This window comes from Actinomadura atramentaria DSM 43919 (assembly GCF_000381885.1).
GTDB lineage: Bacteria > Actinomycetota > Actinomycetes > Streptosporangiales > Streptosporangiaceae > Spirillospora > Spirillospora atramentaria.
Genome location: NZ_KB907225.1, coordinates 1 through 16102 on the forward strand (window position 1 = coordinate 1; position 16102 = coordinate 16102).

The 16102-nt window shown below is 74.2% G+C and carries 17 protein-coding genes and 1 tRNA gene; 7 read left to right on the plus strand and 11 right to left on the minus strand.

Annotated features, from left to right (window positions below):
- Positions 1-28 precede the first annotated feature (28 nt).
- The 4 genes from G339_RS0129410 to G339_RS0129425 all read right to left on the minus strand — a co-directional run bounded on the left by G339_RS0129410 (position 29) and on the right by G339_RS0129425 (position 2212).
- Positions 29-102: transfer RNA gene (locus tag G339_RS0129410), tRNA-Met, on the minus strand.
- A 41-nt stretch (positions 103-143) separates the two neighbouring features.
- Positions 144-1190 (minus strand): YlbL family protein, encoded by a 1047-nt coding sequence (locus G339_RS0129415; RefSeq protein ID WP_019634650.1) that lies wholly within the window; start codon positions 1188-1190, stop codon positions 144-146.
- A gap of 28 nt (positions 1191-1218) precedes the next feature.
- On the minus strand, positions 1219-1665 hold the full coding sequence (locus G339_RS0129420) for a molybdenum cofactor biosynthesis protein MoaE (protein WP_019634651.1): 447 nt from the start codon (positions 1663-1665) through the stop codon (positions 1219-1221).
- A gap of 10 nt (positions 1666-1675) precedes the next feature.
- Positions 1676-2212 carry a PPA1309 family protein gene (locus tag G339_RS0129425; RefSeq protein ID WP_019634652.1) on the minus strand — a complete coding sequence of 179 codons (537 nt, stop codon included), beginning with the start codon at positions 2210-2212 and terminating at the stop codon, positions 1676-1678.
- A gap of 120 nt (positions 2213-2332) precedes the next feature.
- On the opposite strand from G339_RS0129425, the gene G339_RS0129430 reads away from it, so the two are divergent.
- On the plus strand, positions 2333-5206 hold the full coding sequence (locus G339_RS0129430) for a UPF0182 family membrane protein (RefSeq protein ID WP_019634653.1): 2874 nt from the start codon (positions 2333-2335) through the stop codon (positions 5204-5206).
- Positions 5207-5212: 6 nt separating this feature from the next.
- On the opposite strand, the gene G339_RS0129435 is transcribed toward G339_RS0129430, so the two are convergent.
- Entirely contained in the window at positions 5213-6295 is a 1083-nt protein-coding gene (locus G339_RS0129435; protein ID WP_051107997.1) for an NAD-dependent epimerase/dehydratase family protein, read from the minus strand.
- An 89-nt stretch (positions 6296-6384) separates the two neighbouring features.
- On the opposite strand from G339_RS0129435, the gene G339_RS0129440 reads away from it, so the two are divergent.
- The 3 genes from G339_RS0129440 to G339_RS0129450 are packed head-to-tail and all read left to right on the plus strand — an operon-like array spanning position 6385 to position 8455.
- Positions 6385-7731 (plus strand): zinc-dependent metalloprotease, encoded by a 1347-nt coding sequence (locus G339_RS0129440; RefSeq protein ID WP_019634655.1) that lies wholly within the window; start codon positions 6385-6387, stop codon positions 7729-7731.
- On the plus strand, positions 7728-7907 hold the full coding sequence (locus G339_RS0129445) for a hypothetical protein (protein ID WP_019634656.1): 180 nt from the start codon (positions 7728-7730) through the stop codon (positions 7905-7907). The genes G339_RS0129440 and G339_RS0129445 overlap by 4 nt, the downstream gene beginning before the upstream one ends.
- A complete protein-coding gene (locus G339_RS0129450; protein WP_019634657.1) occupies positions 7904-8455 on the plus strand; it encodes an NUDIX hydrolase in 552 nt (183 codons plus the stop codon). Before G339_RS0129445 ends, G339_RS0129450 begins: the two co-directional genes overlap by 4 nt.
- 6 nt (positions 8456-8461) lie before the next feature.
- Here the strand turns inward: G339_RS0129450 and G339_RS0129455 are convergent, their stop codons facing one another.
- Positions 8462-9016, minus strand: a complete 555-nt coding sequence (locus G339_RS0129455; protein ID WP_084693488.1) for a M48 metallopeptidase family protein — start codon at positions 9014-9016, stop codon at positions 8462-8464.
- Between the two features lie 285 nt (positions 9017-9301).
- Between G339_RS0129455 and G339_RS0129460 the strand changes: the two genes are divergently transcribed.
- Positions 9302-9634 (plus strand): hypothetical protein, encoded by a 333-nt coding sequence (locus tag G339_RS0129460; protein WP_157408087.1) that lies wholly within the window; start codon positions 9302-9304, stop codon positions 9632-9634.
- A gap of 117 nt (positions 9635-9751) precedes the next feature.
- Here the strand turns inward: G339_RS0129460 and G339_RS0129465 are convergent, their stop codons facing one another.
- On the minus strand, positions 9752-10642 hold the full coding sequence (locus G339_RS0129465; protein ID WP_019634660.1) for a LysR family transcriptional regulator: 891 nt from the start codon (positions 10640-10642) through the stop codon (positions 9752-9754).
- A 71-nt stretch (positions 10643-10713) separates the two neighbouring features.
- On the opposite strand from G339_RS0129465, the gene G339_RS0129470 reads away from it, so the two are divergent.
- Both G339_RS0129470 and G339_RS0129475 read left to right on the plus strand, forming a co-directional pair.
- The gene (locus tag G339_RS0129470) at positions 10714-12069 is read left to right on the plus strand and encodes an MFS transporter (protein WP_019634661.1); all 1356 of its coding nucleotides are present in this window, start codon (positions 10714-10716) and stop codon (positions 12067-12069) included.
- Positions 12070-12193: 124 nt separating this feature from the next.
- Positions 12194-13543 (plus strand): ABC1 kinase family protein, encoded by a 1350-nt coding sequence (locus G339_RS0129475; protein WP_169514799.1) that lies wholly within the window; start codon positions 12194-12196, stop codon positions 13541-13543.
- 248 nt (positions 13544-13791) lie between these two features.
- Here G339_RS0129475 and G339_RS0129480 read toward each other — a convergent pair whose 3' ends face one another.
- The 4 genes from G339_RS0129480 to tesB all read right to left on the minus strand — a co-directional run bounded on the left by G339_RS0129480 (position 13792) and on the right by tesB (position 16058).
- Positions 13792-14148 (minus strand): hypothetical protein, encoded by a 357-nt coding sequence (locus tag G339_RS0129480; protein WP_019634663.1) that lies wholly within the window; start codon positions 14146-14148, stop codon positions 13792-13794.
- 109 nt (positions 14149-14257) lie between these two features.
- Complete coding sequence (locus G339_RS0129485; RefSeq protein ID WP_019634664.1) at positions 14258-14539, minus strand: WhiB family transcriptional regulator; 282 nt, start codon at positions 14537-14539, stop codon at positions 14258-14260.
- Positions 14540-14648: 109 nt separating this feature from the next.
- The gene (locus tag G339_RS39185; RefSeq protein WP_157408088.1) at positions 14649-14993 is read right to left on the minus strand and encodes a hypothetical protein; all 345 of its coding nucleotides are present in this window, start codon (positions 14991-14993) and stop codon (positions 14649-14651) included.
- Positions 14994-15206: 213 nt separating this feature from the next.
- The gene (gene tesB / locus G339_RS0129490; protein WP_019634665.1) at positions 15207-16058 is read right to left on the minus strand and encodes an acyl-CoA thioesterase II; all 852 of its coding nucleotides are present in this window, start codon (positions 16056-16058) and stop codon (positions 15207-15209) included.
- Positions 16059-16102 lie beyond the last annotated feature (44 nt).

Consider the following 16102-nt stretch of genomic DNA (forward strand, 5'->3'; position numbering starts at 1 on the left):
GTTGCGACCAGACGAGCCCCAAGCTCCGTAGCGGGGACAGGATTTGAACCTGCGACCTCTGGGTTATGAGCCCAGCGAGCTACCGAACTGCTCCACCCCGCGGCGATGTCTTAACTCTATGGGGCGGTGGGGGGTTGTGCAAATCAGGGGCAGGCGGGGATGGGGCCGTGTCCGGTGGTGAGGGCGTCGAGGGCTTGGCGGGCCTGGTGGAGGGTGTCGGCGCGGACGAGGCGGAGGCCCTTGGGGCGGGCGGCGGTGGCGTCGGCGCAGTTGTCCTTGGGGGTGAGGAAGACGGTGGCGCCGGCGTCGCGGGCGGCGATCATCTTCTGCTGGATGCCGCCGATGGGGCCGACGTTCCCGGCGGGGTCGATGGTGCCGGTGCCGGCGATGAACTTGCCGCCGGTGAGGGAGCCGGGGGTGAGTTTGTCGAGGATGGCGAGGGAGAACATGAGGCCGGCGCTGGGGCCGCCGATGTCCCCGACGCTGATGTCGATCTTGAAGGGGAGCCGGTAGGCGGTGCCGAGGACGACGCCGACGACGGCGCGTTTGCGGTCGTCGGAGGGGACGGTGGCGAGGGTGACCTTCTGTTCCCTGCCGTCGCGCCGGAGGGTGAGTTCGGCGACGGAGCCGGGCCGCCGGTCCCCCATGCGCCTGGTGACGTCGGCGACGTCGGTGATCTTCCGTCCGTCGAGGGCGACGACCTCGTCGCCGGGCCGGAGCTGCCCGTCGGCGGGCTTGCCCTTCTGGACGGACTGGACGACGACGCCGGACGGCACGGTGATCCCGAGTTCGTGGAGCGCGGCGACCTCGGCGTTCTGCTGGGAGTCCTGCATCTGCCGGGTGTTCTCGGCGTCCACCTGCTTCTGCGACTCGTTCTTGGGGAACAGCGTCTCCTCGGGGACGATGGAGACGTCCCGTTTGAGCCAGCCGTTGAGGACGCTGAGCAGGTCCATCCGCGCGCCCGGCCCGCCCCGGTAGGTGACGGTGGTGAAGTTGAGGTGCCCCGAGTCGTCGTAGGTCTGCCGTCCCTCGATCTTCACGAGGGGCTCGCCCTTGTCGTTGGCGCCGAGGGTGTTGCTCGTCGGGCCGGGCATGAGCGCCACGTAGGGCACCTTCAGGACCGACGCGACGGCCGCGAGCAGCAGGACGAGGACGCTCGCGACGGTCAGGGTGACGGCGTGTCGGGACATGGCCGAAACTCTATGCGCAGCCGCCGGTTCAGCAGGCCCCGACCCACTCGTCGCCGCCGTCCGCGAAGAGCTGGTGCTTCCAGATCGGCACCTGCGCCTTGAGGTCGTCGATGAGGCGGCGGCACGCGGCGAACGCCTCGGCGCGGTGCGGGCAGGACGCGGCGACCACGACGGCGAGGTCCCCGATCTCCAGGTCCCCGACGCGGTGGACGGCGGCGAGGGCGCGGACGGGGAGGTCCGCCGCGACCTTGCCCATGACGGTGCGCAGCTCGTCCTCGACGCTCGGATGGGCGCTGTAGGACAGCCGCCGGACGGCGCGCGCGTGGTCGTGGTCGCGGACGGTCCCGACGAACAGCGCGACGCCGCCGGCGGCGGGGTCGCCCACGGCGGCGAAGACCTCGTCGACCGACAGCGGCCGGTCCTGGACTCGGGCGAGCCGGATCGGGTCCGCGACCGGAATCCCGTTGTCGCTCACCCGTCGCAGGTTACCCGGCGGCCGGGTCGTCGGGCTCGTCGGGCTCCAGGGTGGCCTCCAGGGCGTCGCCGACGGCGGGGACCAGGTCGTCGCCGTGCAGGACCTCGTCGTCGGCGGCGTGGCGGCGGAACCGGAGCGCGGAGTGCCGGGTGCCGTCGCGGAGCACGCCGACGATCATCCGGACGTCCTCGCGGGCGGGGTGCCCGGCGACCCAGCGGGCGGCCTCGTCGGCGTCGTCGGGGATGTCGTCCTCGACGGCGGGCGGCAGCACGACGCGCTCCAGCGCGATGGCGCAGCCCGCGACCGCGTCCGGCCACACGATGGTGGCCAGCGACTCCTCCAGCGAGTCGGCGGCGGGCATGTCGGGCTGCTCCAGCAGGACGAGCTGGTCGGCGGCCGGGTCGAGGCCGATCTCGGCGGCCAGGTCGGGGGACGCGGCGCGCAGCTCGGCGGCGGGCACGAGCGCGTACAGCCGGGGCGGCAGGTCCCAGCCCTCCTCGCCGATGGTGCGTTCGAGGGTGAGGACGACGTCTTCCAGAGGATTCACCCGACCATCTTGGCGGCCGCTGATCCGGCGCGGTGCGGGAACCCCCAGCGGAGTCGATAAGTTGCTAAGGCAGGAACCGGCGGGGCCGCCGGTGGCCCGAACGTCGAAACGGAGAGCCCCTTGACCTTCCGGACCCCCGGCTTCGGGCGCGCGCTCGGGACCGGCCGGAGCCGGCTGGTGCTGCCCGTCCTGGTCGCGCTGGCCGTGCTGCTGATCGTCTTCCTGGTGTTCACGGCCGTGTGGACGAACCTGCTGTGGTACCGCTCGATCGGCTTCTCGGGCGTCTACACGACGCAGCTCTCCGCCAAGGCCGTCCTGTTCGCGGGGTCGGGCCTGCTGATGGCGCTGGTCGTCGGCCTGAACATGGCGGTGGCGTACCGGCTGCCGCCCGCGTACCGGCCGCTGTCGGTGGAGCAGCAGGGCCTGGAGCGGTACCGCGCGCTGATCGACCCGCGCCGCCGCCTGGTGACGGCGGGCGCGCTGCTGCTGCTCGGCGTGCTGACGGGCTCGTCGGTGATGGGCCGGTGGCCGGTGTGGCTGGCGTTCCTGAACCGGACGCCGTTCGGCGTGAAGGACCCCGAGTTCCACAAGGACGTCTCGTTCTACGTCTTCACGTACCCGTTCCTGCGGCTGCTGCTCGGCGTCGTGTTCGCGACGGTGATCCTGTCGATCATCGCCTCGGTGATGGTCCACTACCTGTACGGCGGGCTGCGCCTGCAGGGGCCGGGCGACAAGGCGAGCCCGGCGGCGCGGGCGCACCTGTCGGTGCTGGTCGGCGTGTTCATCCTGCTGAAGGCGTTCGCGTACTGGTTCGACCGGTACGGGCTCGTCCACTCCGAGCGCGGCGTGACGACGGGCGCGTCCTACACGGACGTGAACGCGCTGCTGCCCGCCAAGACGATCCTGGCGATCATCGCGCTGATCTGCGCGGGCCTGTTCGTCAGCAACCTGCTGCGGCGCGGGATGATGCTGCCGGGCGTCGGGTTCACGCTGCTGGTGCTGTCGGCGATCCTGCTCGGCGGGGTGTACCCGCTGGTGATCCAGCAGTTCCAGGTGCGTCCGGACGAGCTGGCGAAGGAGCGCCCGTTCATCGAGCGCAACATCGAGGCGACGCGCGCCGCGTACGGGATCTCCGACGCGGAGGTCGTCCCGTACGGCGAGAACGTGGAGTCGGACCCGAAGAAGCTGAAGCAGGCGCGCGATGATCTGCACGGCGTCCGGCTGCTGGACCCGAACGTCGTCGGGGAGACGTTCCAGCAGCTCCAGCAGGTCCGTCCGTTCTACCGCTTCCCCGACATCCTGGACGTCGACCGGTACCCGATCGACGGGCAGACCACCGACACGCTCGTCGCGCTGCGCGAGCTGTCGGGCGCGCCCGCCGGGCAGCAGAGCTGGGTGAAGGACCGCATGGTCTACACGCACGGCTACGGGATCGTGTCCGCGCCGGGCGACAGGCTCGCGGCGGGCGGCGTCCCGAACTTCCTGACCAAGGACATGCCGGTCACCGGGGACGCGCAGATCCGGGTGGACCGGCCGCAGATCTACTTCGGCGAGCGGTCCCCGTCGTACTCGGTGGTCGGCGGCAGCGGCCAGCAGGAGCTGGACTACCCGGCCGACAAGACGCAGGCGGGCCAGGTCAGCACGACCTACGACGGCCGGGGCGGCGTCCCGATCGACTCGTTCTTCCACCGGCTGCTGTTCGCGACGAAGTTCCAGGAGAAGAACCTCCTGCTGTCCGGCGCGATCAACAAGGGCGCGAAGATCCTCTACAACCGGACGCCGCGCGACATCGTGCGCCGGGCCGCGCCGTGGCTGACGGTCGACGGCGACCCGTACCCGGCGGTGGTGGACGGCCGAATCCAGTGGATCGTGGACGGCTACACCACCGCGGGCGGCTACCCGTACGCGGAGAACACCAGCCTCGGCGACGCGACGCGCGACACGATCACCGACACCCGCTCGGCGGTCGCGCGGCAGGCCAACGACAACGTCAACTACATCCGCAACTCGGTGAAGGCCACCGTGGACGCCTACGACGGCACGGTGAAGCTGTACCAGTGGGACGCCTCCGACCCGGTGTTGAAGACGTGGATGAAGGTGTTCAAGGGGACCGTCCAGCCGCGCACCGCGATCCCGCGCGACCTGGAGGCCCACTTCCGGTACCCGCAGGACCTGTTCAAGGTGCAGCGGCAGATCCTCGCCAAGTACCACGTGACGGACCCGGCGGCGTTCTACAACGGCGAGGGGTTCTGGGACGTCCCGGAGGACCCGGCGTCCAAGGGCAAGCGGCAGCCGCCGTACTACCAGAGCATCCAGATGCCGGGCACGACGTCGAAGAGCTTCGCGCTGACGACGGTGTTCAACCCGCGCAACAGCCCGAACCTGGCGGCGTTCATGGCGGTCGGGTCCGACCCGGGCGACTACGGGAAGATCCGCGTCCTGCAGCTCCCCCGGACGCCGCCGACGCAGGGCCCCGGGCAGGTGCAGAACTCGTTCGAGACGGATTCGCAGGTGAAGCAGGCCCTCAACGCGCTGCGGCTGGGCAACACCCAGACCGTCGCGGGGAACCTGCTGACGATCCCGTTCGCGGGCGGCCTGCTGTACGTCGAGCCGATGTACGCGAAGGCGGCGGGCGGCACCGAGCAGCAGCCGTACCCGATCCTCGGGCAGGTGCTGGTGCGGTTCGGCGACAAGATCGCCTCGGGGACGACGTTCGACGAGGCCACCGACAAGATCTTCGGGACGGACTCGGTGCCGTCCGCGGACGGCGGCGGGCAGACGGCGCTCGGCGCGGACGCCCGCAAGGCCATCGCGGAGCTGGCGGACGCGGTGAACGACTTCGACGCGGCGCGGCGGGCGGGTGACTACCCGGCGATGGGCGAGGCGTGGAAGCGGATCGTCGCGGCGCGGGACGCCCTCGCCAAGGCGGGCGGCACGGCCGCCAAGCCGGCCGCCAAGCCGGGTCCGACGGCGTCCCCCACCGCGAGCGGCTGACGCCCGTCAGCGGCGGCGCCTGCGGGCGCGGCGGATCGCGGCGGCCGCGCCGATCGCCGCGACCGTCGCCCCGGCCGCCGTCGCCATCGTGGCCTCCTTGCCGCCGACGCGGCGGCCGACGACGGCGTGCCGCCCCGCCGACTCCGCCAGCATGACGCGGAGCGCCGCCGCGTTGTCGTACGCCGGTTTCCAGCCCGCCGCCCGCAGCCGCGCGCAGTCCACGACCCACGGGTAGGCGACGTAGTGCAGGTCGGTGGCGGGCGCGGGCGTCATCCCGAGCCGGTGCAGTCGCTGCGCCATGCCGAACGTGAGGGCGGCGGGCGCCTCGAAGGACCGCTTCCCGGTGATCTCGGCCACCTCCTCGGGCGCGAGCCACCCGTCCCCGCCGACCGCCAGCGGGCCGGTCAGCTCGTTCGCGACGACGAGTTCCAGCGCGGCGGCCAGGTCCTCGACGTGGCAGAACTGCCAGCCGGGCGCGGTGCCCTTCACCGACAGCAGCCGGGGCGCCTCGAAGTGCCGGGTGACGACCGTGTCGATCCCGGGGCCGACGAGCGCGGCGGGCCGCACGACCGTCACGTCCAGCCCGGGATGCGCGGCGGCGGCGCTGACCGCCAGCTCCTCGATCTCCAGGTAGTCGCCCGCGATGCTCTCGTTGGCCTCGGCGCGCAGCGGGGCGTCCTCGGCGAGCGGGACGGGGTTGTCGGCCGCCGCCCCGTACACCATCGAGCTGGTGACGAGCACCACGCGCCGGACCCGCGCCGCGGCGGCGGCGAGCACGACGGTCTGCGCGCCGCGCACGTTGTGGGTGCGGCGCTCGCGGGCGTCGGCGTCCGGCGAGCGGACGAGGTCGAGGTGGACGATGACGTCCACGTCCGCGAGCCTGCTGGACAGCAGCGGGTCGCGGACGTCCGCGACGCGCCACACCACGCCCTCGGCGTCGCCCCGGTGGTCGTCGACGGCGACGACCTTCCCGACCGCCGCGTTCCCGGCGAGCCGGGCCGCCAGCAGCCGTCCCGCTCCCCCGGCCGCGCCGGTGACGGCCACGACCGGGCCCCGGCTACGCCGAGGGCGAACCTTGCCCGTTGCCATCGAGGTGCCCCCTTCCTCGGGTACGCGACGTCGCCGGGACCGGCTAACGTTGCGGACATGAGCCCATCATGCATCCCGGGGGCGAACCGATGAGCGGCACTCCCTTCGGCTTCAACCGTCCGGGCGGCGACGGCGACGACGAGAACCCCCAGAACCCGTTCGGCGGCATGGGCGGCGACATGCGGCAGTTCGCCGACATGCTGCACCGCTTCGCGGACATGATCGGCGGCCAGGCCGCCGGCGGTGGCGGCGGCGGTCCGCTGAACTGGGACATGGCCAAGAACATCGCCCGGCACGCGGTCGTCGAGCAGGGCGACCCCTCGATCGTGGACGCCGAGCGCCGCCAGGTCGAGGAGGCGCTCCGGCTGGCCGACCTGTGGCTCGACGAGGCGACGTCGGTCCCGGCCGGGATCAAGGCGCCGAAGGCGTGGAGCCGGTCGGAGTGGATCGAGCAGACGCTGCCGGTGTGGGCCAAGGTCTGCGACCCGATCGCGGCGCGGATGGTCGAGAGCATGGGCGGCGCGCTCGGCGGCGGGGAGATCCCGCCGGAGATGCAGGCGATGGCCGGTCCGCTGATCGGCATGGTCCAGCAGATGGCGGGCGCGATGGTCGGCGGGCAGGCCGGGCAGGCGCTCGGCGCGCTGGCCCGCGAGGTCGTCGGCTCGGCGGACGTCGGGCTGCCGCTCGCGCCGGACGGCGTGGGCGCGCTGCTGCCCGCCGGGGTCGAGGCGTTCGGCGCGGGCCTGGAGGTCCCCGACGAGGAGGTCCGGCTCTACCTGGCGCTGCGCGAGGCCGCCCACCAGCGGCTGTTCGCGCACGTCCCGTGGCTGCGGGCGCACCTGCTCGGCGCCGTGGAGGACTACGCGCGCGGCATCACGGTGGACCTGTCGGGCATCGAGCAGGCCGTGCAGGGCCTCGACCTGTCCAACCCGGAGGCGATCCAGGAGGCGCTGGGCGGCGAGCTGTCGCTGCAGCCGGAGGAGACGCCGCAGCAGAAGGCGGCGCTGGCCCGGCTGGAGACGGCGCTGGCGCTGGTCGAGGGCTGGGTGGACACGGTCGTCAACGGCGTCGCGGCCGGGCGGCTGCCGGAGGCCGAGAAGCTGGCCGAGGCGGTCCGGCGGCGGCGCGCGACGGGCGGCCCGGCGGAGCGGACGTTCGCGACGCTGGTGGGGCTGGAGCTGCGGCCCCGGCGGCTGCGCGAGGCGGCGGCGCTGTGGCGCGCGCTGGCGGAGGCGCGCGGGGCGGACGGCCGGGACGCGATCTGGGACCACCCGGACCTGCTGCCCGGCGCGGACGACCTGGACGACCCGGAGGCGTTCGTGCGGGGCGGCTCGGCGGAGTTGTCCGGGCTGGACTCGCTGCTGGACGAGTCGGCGGAGGACGCCGAGGACAAGCGCGAGGACGACGAGGGCGACGGCCCGGAGGGCCGCTCGTGAGACGGCCCCGGACCCGCTCCTGGCTGAGCGGCTGCCGCCTCGACCCGGCGTCCTCGACGGTCGCGGTGCGGCGGCGGGTGGCGCGCACGGCGCTGTGCTGGCAGCGGCCGACCGACCACGAGCGGCGGCGGCTGCGGCGGTCCGGATCGCAGTACCGGCGCGTCGGACGGGCGTGACGGCCGTTCCCCGGGCCGCGGGCGTCCACGGGGACGCGGTGCGGCTGCTGTCGTCGTGGGTCGCGCCGGACGCGGGCCAGGAGGCGCTGCGGCGCGAGTTCCTGGCGCATCTGGCGGCGTTCCCGGCGGCGGCGGACCGCGCGTGCGCGGCCGGGCATCTGACGGCGAGCGCGCTGGTGGTCGACGCCGACCGCGCGCGCGTCCTGCTGATGCTGCACCGCAAGCTCGGCCTGTGGGTGCAGCTGGGCGGGCACTGCGAGCCGTCCGACGCCTCGCTCGCGGGGACGGCGCTGCGCGAGGCCACGGAGGAATCCGGCCTAGCGGGACTGCGGCTCGACCCCGTCCCGCCCGCGCTGGAGCGCTACCGGGCCGTGTGCCGGCCGGGCGGGTCCTGGCACCTGAACGTCCACTTCGCCGCGGTCGCGCCGCCGGACGCGCGGCCCGTGGCGAGCAACGAGGCCGACGACCTGCGCTGGTTCACGCGCGACGAACTGCCGGACTCGCTGGAGGAGTCACTGCGGCGGCTCGTCGACCGCGTACTGACCTAGGGCCGGTCAGCCCGCGACGCTGCGGCGCGCGTCGTCCAGCTCGTCGGCGTCGTCCAGCCCGAGCGGCAGGTGCGCGGTGGCGGCGACGCCCTCCAGGTAGCCGCGCGCCCGCTCGGCCTTGGGATACCGCCCGACGAGCGCCCAGAAGTCCGGGCCGTGGCCGGGGATCAGCAGGTGCGCCAGCTCGTGGACCAGGACGTAGTCCAGCACCCAGGGCGGCATGCCGCGCAGCCGGGTGGACAGCCGGATCGTGGCGTCGTCGGGGGTGCAGGACCCCCAGCGCGCGTGCTGGTTGTCGACCCAGCGGACGCTCGCCGGCTCGGCCCGGCCGCCCAGATGGCGGCGGGACAGCTCCAGGGCGCGGGTGAACAGGTCGTCGTCGCTCGGACGCCGCCGGCGCTCCCGTTCGGCGAGCCGCTGGAGGAGCGTGGCGATCCACTGCTCCTCCTCGGCCTTGCTCAGGCGGGACGGCAGCAGCACGACGACCTTGTCCCCGTCGCGGTAGGCGGACACCGTCCGCCGTCGTCGGCTGCTTCGGCGGACCTCAACGTTTGGGGGCACACATGAACCGTACCCAATCGTTGGTGGAAACCACAGGGGTCAATTAGCGTAGCCGCAGGTCAACCGCGATGTTTTTACCTTTCGGTCGCCGATTACACAAAATCATCACCGGCTTTTCACGCGGACGGTCAGGCCGGACGCGCCCCGCACGGCCCCGCGCGGGCGTCCCGGTCGCCCGGCCGCGCCGTTTCTCTCCGCATTCATGCGGGTACACAACGTGTCGTTCGATAGGAACGCGACGACCGCTCTCCAGAGCGGACGCGCCGGGCGAATCGGGGGGTTGCCGTGGGTGCGCGCAGGAAGAGGAAGACGGGGACGGGCCGGGGGCGCGGGACGCCGGGCGGCGTCGGCGCGGTGCTCGGCCGGGCGGTCGCGCGGGAGCTGCGGCCGTCCGCGCACCGGGCCGCGCCGCGCGTGCGGCTGCACGCCTCCGCGATGATCCGGCTCATGCAGGTGCTGGCCCCGCTGGCGCTGTCGGTGACGGCGGCGCGGCTGGTCCGGCGGCGGCGGACGCGGCGGCACGCCGCCGCGGAGCCGCTGCCGCTGCGGGCCGCCGAGGCGTGCGCGGACGCGCCGGCCGAGCCCGCGGGGCGGCCGGCGGCGGTCGCCGGGAGCTGAGCGGGCGGGTCTTTCCGGCCGTGCGGGCGGGGCGTCGTGGTGAACGGCGTCCCGCCTTTCCGCGTCCGATCACGGGTTGATCTACTTCCGTTCCGCCCGCCTTTCTGCGGCCGGGTGTCAGCAGGCCGCGTACAGGACGTCGCGGAGGCCGGGGCGGTCCTCGCGGTCCGCGCGCCAGACCAGGCGCAGGCGCAGGTCGGGGGCGGGAAGGGCGAGGCGGGCGAGGGTTCCGGCGGCGAGTGAGTCCGCGACGGCGAACTCCGGGAGCAGCGCGACGCCGAGGCCGCGTTCGGCCCAGGCCCGCATCACCGCGACGCTCCCGGCGCGGACGCGGTCGGGCGCGGACCCGAGCACCCGCTCCCCCGCGATCCAGAACGAGCAGTTCGGGACGTTGACGAGCAGCCGCTCCCCGGCGAGGTCGCCGGGCGCGAGGTGCGGGCGGTCCGCGAGCGGGTGGCCGGGTTCGGCGACGAGCGCGAGCGGCACCGGGTCGAGGTCGAGGAACGCCAGCGGCGCGGCGGGGACGGGAAACCCGAGGTCCCCGAGCGCGGGGCCGGCGTCGAGCAGCAGGACGGCGTCCAGCGCCCCGGTGGCGGCGTCCGCGAGGAGGTCGTCGCGGCTGGCGGCGGTGACGACCCGGACGTCCGCGCCGGGCCGCCGTTCGGCGAGCCGCGCGAGCACGCGCGGGACGTGGACGGCGGCGAGGGTCTCCAGCGCGCCGAGCCGCAGCGCGACGGGCTCGGCCGCGACCTCGCGCCGCGCCTGCTCGGCCTGGTCGAGCAGGCGGCGCGCCCAACCGGTCAGCCGGTCCCCCGCCGCGGTGAGCCGCATGCCGCGCGCGGTGCGCTCGAACAGCGCGACGTCCAGGGACCGTTCCAACGCACGGATCTGCTCGGACACCGTGGACGGCGCGAGGCCGAGCGCCGCCGCGGCGTCGTTCACGGTCCGGTGCCGGACGACGGCCTCGAACGTCCGGAGCTGCCGCAGTTCCATGCCCCCGCCGATCATTCGGTTTTCCCGAACGGAGTGTACGGCGCAGCCGGTCGAGCCGGACCGGGCGCGGGCCGACAGTGGGCGGCATGACTTCCCTCGACGCTTCCGTCCGGGCGGAACCGGGCGCCGCGCGCCGCCGCGCGGCGCTGATCGGCATCTCGCTCGGCTACTTCATGGTGCTGCTCGACACGACCGTCCTGTCCGTCGCGGAACCGGACCTCGCCGGGTCGCTGCGCACGTCCGTCGCGGGCCTGCAGTGGGCGACGACGGCGTACACGGTGGTGTTCGCGGCATTGCTTCCCTCGGCGGGCGCGGTCGCGGACCGGTACGGCGCGCACCGCGTGTTCCGCGCGGGCGTCGCGGTGTTCGGCGCGGGGTCGCTGCTGTGCGCGGTCGCGCCGGACCTGGCGTTCCTCGTCGGGGTCCGCGCGGTGCTGGGCGCGGCGGCGGCCGCGTGCGTGCCCGCGTCGATGGCCGTGATCGGCCGCCTGTACCCCGGCAGGGGCGCGCACGCGCGGGCCGTCGCGGTGTGGGCGGCGATCAGCGGGAGCGCGGTCGCGGCCGGCCCCGTCGTCGGCGGCCTGCTCGTCGGGCTCGCGGGCTGGCGGGCGATCTTCGTCGTCAACGCGCCGATCGCGGTCGCGGTGCTCGCGCTCGCGGCGGGCCGCCTCGTCCGGACGCCGCGCGGCGACCGCCGCGTCGACTGGCTCGCGCAGGCGGCGGGCTGCGCCGTGCTGGCCCTGCTGACGGACGCGGTGATCGCGGCGGGCGGGGCCGCGTGGCCGCACGCGGGCGCGTCCCTCGCCGGGGCGGCCGCCGCGGCGGCGGTGTTCGCGGCGCTGGAGCGGCGCAGCGCCGCGCCCGTCCTGGACCGGGCGTTCCTGCGCGGCCGGGGCGTCCGGGCGGGGCTGCTGGTCGGCGCGGCGGCGAACTTCACGCTGACCGGCGACCTGTTCGTCCTCCCGCTGCTGCTGCACGACCGGTCGTACGGCCCGGTCGGGACGGGGCTGGCGTTCCTGCCGCTGACGCTGCCGTTCGTCCTGCTGCCGACGGCGACCGGGCGGATCGTGGCGCGGTCCGGCCCGCGCGCGCCGATCCTGGCCGGGACGGCGCTGCTCGCGCTCGGCGGCGCGGCGCTGGCCGTCGCGGCGCGGACGGACGGCGGCTACCTCGGCCTGCTGCCGGGCCTGCTGCTGACCGGGCTCGGGATGCCGTTCGTGCTGCCCGCGCTCGTCGCGGCGGTGGTCGGCGCGGCCCCGCCCGGCACGGCCGGGGCGACCGGCGGGCTGCTGAACGCGGGCCGCCAGGTCGGCGCGACGCTCGGCGTGGCCGCGATGGGCGCGGTCGGCGCGGCGCACGGGGCGCTGTGGCTCGCGGGCGGGGTCTGCGCGGCCGCCGGTCTGTGGTTCGCCCGCGCGATTCCGCGCCGGACCGGGCCGTGATGCCGCGCGTCCGGGGTGAGAAAGCGCACACTTACGACGTTCGCGCAGGCAGCGGCCTTGACCAAAGCGGGCGCTCGGTTTTCTTGACGGTCGCTGTGGCGGGAAAGCGGGTACATCGCGGACAATGGGTGACGTGAGCGACCTTCCCCGCCGCGCGGTGACGCGGTCCGCAAAGCTGGCGTCCCTCCCGCTCGGTTTCGCCGGGCGCACCGCGCTGGGCATCGGGAAAAAGACGTTCGGGCGGCCCGCCGAGGCCGTCGCCCTGGAGATCCAGCAGCGCACCGCCGAGCAGTTGTTCAAGGTGCTCGGGGAGCTCAAGGGCGGGGCGATGAAGCTCGGCCAGATGCTGTCGATCTTCGAGGCCGCGCTGCCGCCGGAGATCGCCGGGCCGTACCGGGCGACGCTCACCCGGCTGCAGGAGGCCGCGCCGCCGCTGCCCGCGTCCGCCGTCCACAAGGTGCTGGCGGAGGCGCTCGGCCCGGACTGGCGGGACGAGTTCGCGTCGTTCGACGACAAGCCCGCCGCGGCCGCGTCCATCGGGCAGGTCCACCGCGCCGTCTGGAACGACGGCCGCGCGGTGGCCGTCAAGGTGCAGTACCCCGGCGCGGGCAAGGCGCTGATCAGCGACTTCAACCAGCTCGCGCGGCTCGGACGGCTGTTCGGCGTGCTCATGCCGGGCCTGGACGTCAAGTCGATGCTGGCCGAGCTGAAGGAACGCGTCGTCGAGGAGCTCGACTACACGATCGAGGCCGACTCGCAGACGGCGATGCGCGAGGCGTACCCCGCCGACGACCCGGACTTCTACATCCCCGAGGTCGTCGCGCAGGCGGGGAACGTCCTGGTCACCGAGTGGATCGGCGGCATCCCGCTGTCGAAGGTCATCAGCGAGGGCGACCAGGAGCAGCGGAACCACGCCGCGCTGCTGTACTGCCGGTTCCTGCTGTCGGGCGCGAAGCGCGCCGGGATGCTCCACGGCGATCCGCACCCCGGCAACTTCCGCCTCCTGGAGGACGGGCGCCTCGGCGTGCTCGACTTCGGCGCGGTCGACCGCATCCCGCCGGAGTTCCTCAACCGGATGGGCCGCCTCCTGCGCATCGGCACCCTCGCCGAGATCGACGAGGTCGAAGAAGCACTGCGCGACGAGGACTTCATCCGCGAGAACGTCACGATCGACGCCGAGGCGCTGCAGGCGTTCCTCGCGCCGATCACCGAACCGTTCATCAACGAGACGTTCGCGTTCAACCGCGAATGGCTCCGCGACATGGCGGCGACGGTCACCGACCTGCGGCCGACCAACGTCGTCCGGCAGCTCAACCTGCCGCCGGAGTACGTGATCGTCCACCGGGTCCTGTCCGCCGGGACGGGCGTGCTGTGCCAGCTCGAATGCGAGATCCCGGCGCGCGCCGAGTCCATCCGGTGGATTCCGGGGTTCGCGGACGAGGACGACGCGGAGCTGACGCCCGCCTCGTCCTGACCTTTGGGCAAAGGCGAAGCCCGCGCGCTGATGAGGCGCGCGGGCTTCGGCGCACCGGGGAGGGGATCTCCGGTGCGGGGTGGCCCGGCCGGGAGGCGCGCGGCCCGTCGAAACCATCCCAGAAAGGACGGACGGCGCCTGCGACCGGCCGGGCGGGCCGGGTGCGGCCTGCCCGGTTCGCCCCCGTGGCGGAACCGGACGGGCCGAGTGATGGCCGGTGGTGAGGACCCCCGTGGTGGGCCCGGTGGTCAGTGCGTGGGCCGGGGAGCCTCCCGCGGAGTCGGGGCGAGCAGCACCCGCGCGACACGGGCCGCCCGCGTCCGCGCGTCCCGGCGGGCGCGGCGCAGCGCCGCGACGCGCCGAATGCGCTCCAGTTCCGCCGCGCGCGCCGCACCGACGACCGGCGCGGCCATGACCGGCACGGCCGCGGCCAGCGCGGCCGTGGCCGACGCGGTGGCGGCCCGCGCGACCGTGGCCGACGCGCCCGCGACCGGCGCGGCCGTGGCCAGCGCGATGGCAGTCGGCGCGGTGGCGGCCAGCGGCACCGCGATCGGCGCGGTGGCGGTCGGCGCGGAGGTCGTCCGCGCGGTGGTGGTGTTCGTCATCGGTTCCCCTCTTCCGGCGGGCGGCCCGGTGGTTCGGGCCGCCCGCCGCGTCGTGCGGTGCCGGTCGTCCGGCCCCGGCCGGGCCGCGCGGCGCGCGGCCCGGCCGGGATCAGGACGCCTCGGGCACCGGGTGCTTGCGCGGACGTCCGCGGGGCCGCTTGCGCGCGACGATCACGCCGCGCACGAACAGCTCGCCGCCCCAGACGCCCCACGGCTCCCGGCGCTCGACGGCGCCCGCGAGGCACCGCTTGCGCAGCGGGCACTCCAGGCACAGCGCCTTGGCGAGCTCCACATCGGCGGGAGCCTCCGCGAAGAACAGCTCCGGGTCGGTCCGGCAGGGAAGTGTGAGGTCCTCGTCGCTCACGGCGAGAGCCCCCTGCGTCACGGTCACCCTGGTTCCTCTCATTGGATCTCTGCGGGTGTGTCGTTGGTCTTCGGGCAAAGAGAAAGGCCGCGGATTCCGGTGTCGGAATCCGCGGCCTGGGGCTCGCCGGCTGTTGCTAGACCGGTCGCCTCCAGGGCTGCGGACCCGACACCTCTCCCAGACGGGAGAGGCCGGTCATGGCGCGGACGCCGAATTCGGCCGTCGCCTTCTCGGCGCCGACGAACTCATGGCGATCCGCCCGCTGCTGGATCTGCTTCTGCCGCGCTCCGTCAGGCCGCGCGCTCGGCCGTGCGGCGCCGACCAGGCCGAGGCCCGGCCGCTCGCTGAGCCGTCCCGGCTCGCACGGCCGTGCCTGCGCGAGGCCCGGCAGAGCCGAGGGCAGAGCGCAATACACGGGGGACGCGCCGGAGCGCGGCGCGGCAGTCAGAGCGCGCCACGATTTCGTCGTGTTGTTGATCACCGGACTGCACACCACCTCTCGGCGCATCGGGGCCGTTCCGCCGGATCTGGGCATCCGGGGCGGCCGGTTGATTGCTCGCGTCGAGCGTACGGGGCTCGGCGCGACATCGGCAAGATATTTTTGACCTGCGGTTTCGTGGTTCACTTCACGCGTTCCGCAGCGAACTTCCGGGCGATTCGCCGCATCTCAGGAAGATGGGGCGGCGTTCGCCGGTCAGGCGTCGGTGACGCGGATCAGGCCCTCCTGCATCACCGACACGACGAGCTGGCCGTCGCGCGTGAACACCTGACCGCGCGCGAGTCCCCGCGCTCCCCCGGCGAACGGGGTGTCCTGGAGGTACAGGAGCCAGTCGTCCGCGCGGAACGGCCGGTGGAACCACATGGCGTGGTCGAGGCTCGCGCCCATCGTCCGCTTGTCGCCCCAGGCCAGGCCGTGGTTCAGCAGGACGGTGTCGAGCAGCGTCATGTCCGACGCGTACGTCATGAGGCAGACGTGCAGCAGCGGGTCGTCGGGCAGTTCGCCGTCCGCCTTCAGCCAGACTTCCGACACCGGTGTCGCCAGCGCGGGGTCCTTGGCGGCCTCCCACGTCAGCGGGGTCGCGTGCCGGACGTCGAACGGGCGGCGGCTGACCCACTCGTCGGCGAACCGCTCGCCGAACAGCGGCACGAACCGGTCCCGGCTCGTCGGCAGCGTCTCCGGGTCGGACGCGGGCGGCATCGGGGCCTGGTGCTCCGGCCCGGACTCGGCGATCTGGAACGACGCCGACAGCGTGAAGATCGCCTTGCCGTGCTGGACTGCGGTGACCCGGCGCGTCGTGAAGGACCGCCCGTCGCGGACCCGGTCGACCGTGTAGACGATCGGGACCAGCGGGTCGCCGGGGCGGATGAAGTAGGCGTGCAGCGAGTGGACCGGCCGGTTCACCGGCACCGTGCGGCCCGCCGCGACCAGCGCCTGCCCGGCGACCTGGCCGCCGAAGACGCGCTGCTGCCGGTCCTCGGGGCTGCGCCCGCGGAAAATGTCGTTCTCGATCTGCTCCAGATCCAGCAGATCGAGCAGTGCCTTCATGGACTCCTTCACATCCGCAGTCTCCCAAACGACCGCCCGCTTCG

Excerpts from the sequence above, each read along its gene's own strand:
- G339_RS0129465 (WP_019634660.1), bottom strand. The coding sequence starts at position 10,642 with ATGATCGGCGGGGGCATGGAACTGCGGCAGCTCCGGACGTTCGAGGCC.
- G339_RS0129480 (WP_019634663.1), bottom strand. The coding sequence starts at position 14,148 with ATGACGAACACCACCACCGCGCGGACGACCTCCGCGCCGACCGCCACC.
- G339_RS0129415 (WP_019634650.1), bottom strand. The coding sequence starts at position 1,190 with ATGTCCCGACACGCCGTCACCCTGACCGTCGCGAGCGTCCTCGTCCTG.
- tesB (WP_019634665.1), bottom strand. The coding sequence starts at position 16,058 with ATGAAGGCACTGCTCGATCTGCTGGATCTGGAGCAGATCGAGAACGAC.
- G339_RS0129475 (WP_169514799.1), top strand. The coding sequence starts at position 12,194 with ATGGGTGACGTGAGCGACCTTCCCCGCCGCGCGGTGACGCGGTCCGCA.
- G339_RS0129440 (WP_019634655.1), top strand. The coding sequence starts at position 6,385 with ATGAGCGGCACTCCCTTCGGCTTCAACCGTCCGGGCGGCGACGGCGAC.
- G339_RS0129470 (WP_019634661.1), top strand. The coding sequence starts at position 10,714 with ATGACTTCCCTCGACGCTTCCGTCCGGGCGGAACCGGGCGCCGCGCGC.
- G339_RS0129435 (WP_051107997.1), bottom strand. The coding sequence starts at position 6,295 with ATGGCAACGGGCAAGGTTCGCCCTCGGCGTAGCCGGGGCCCGGTCGTG.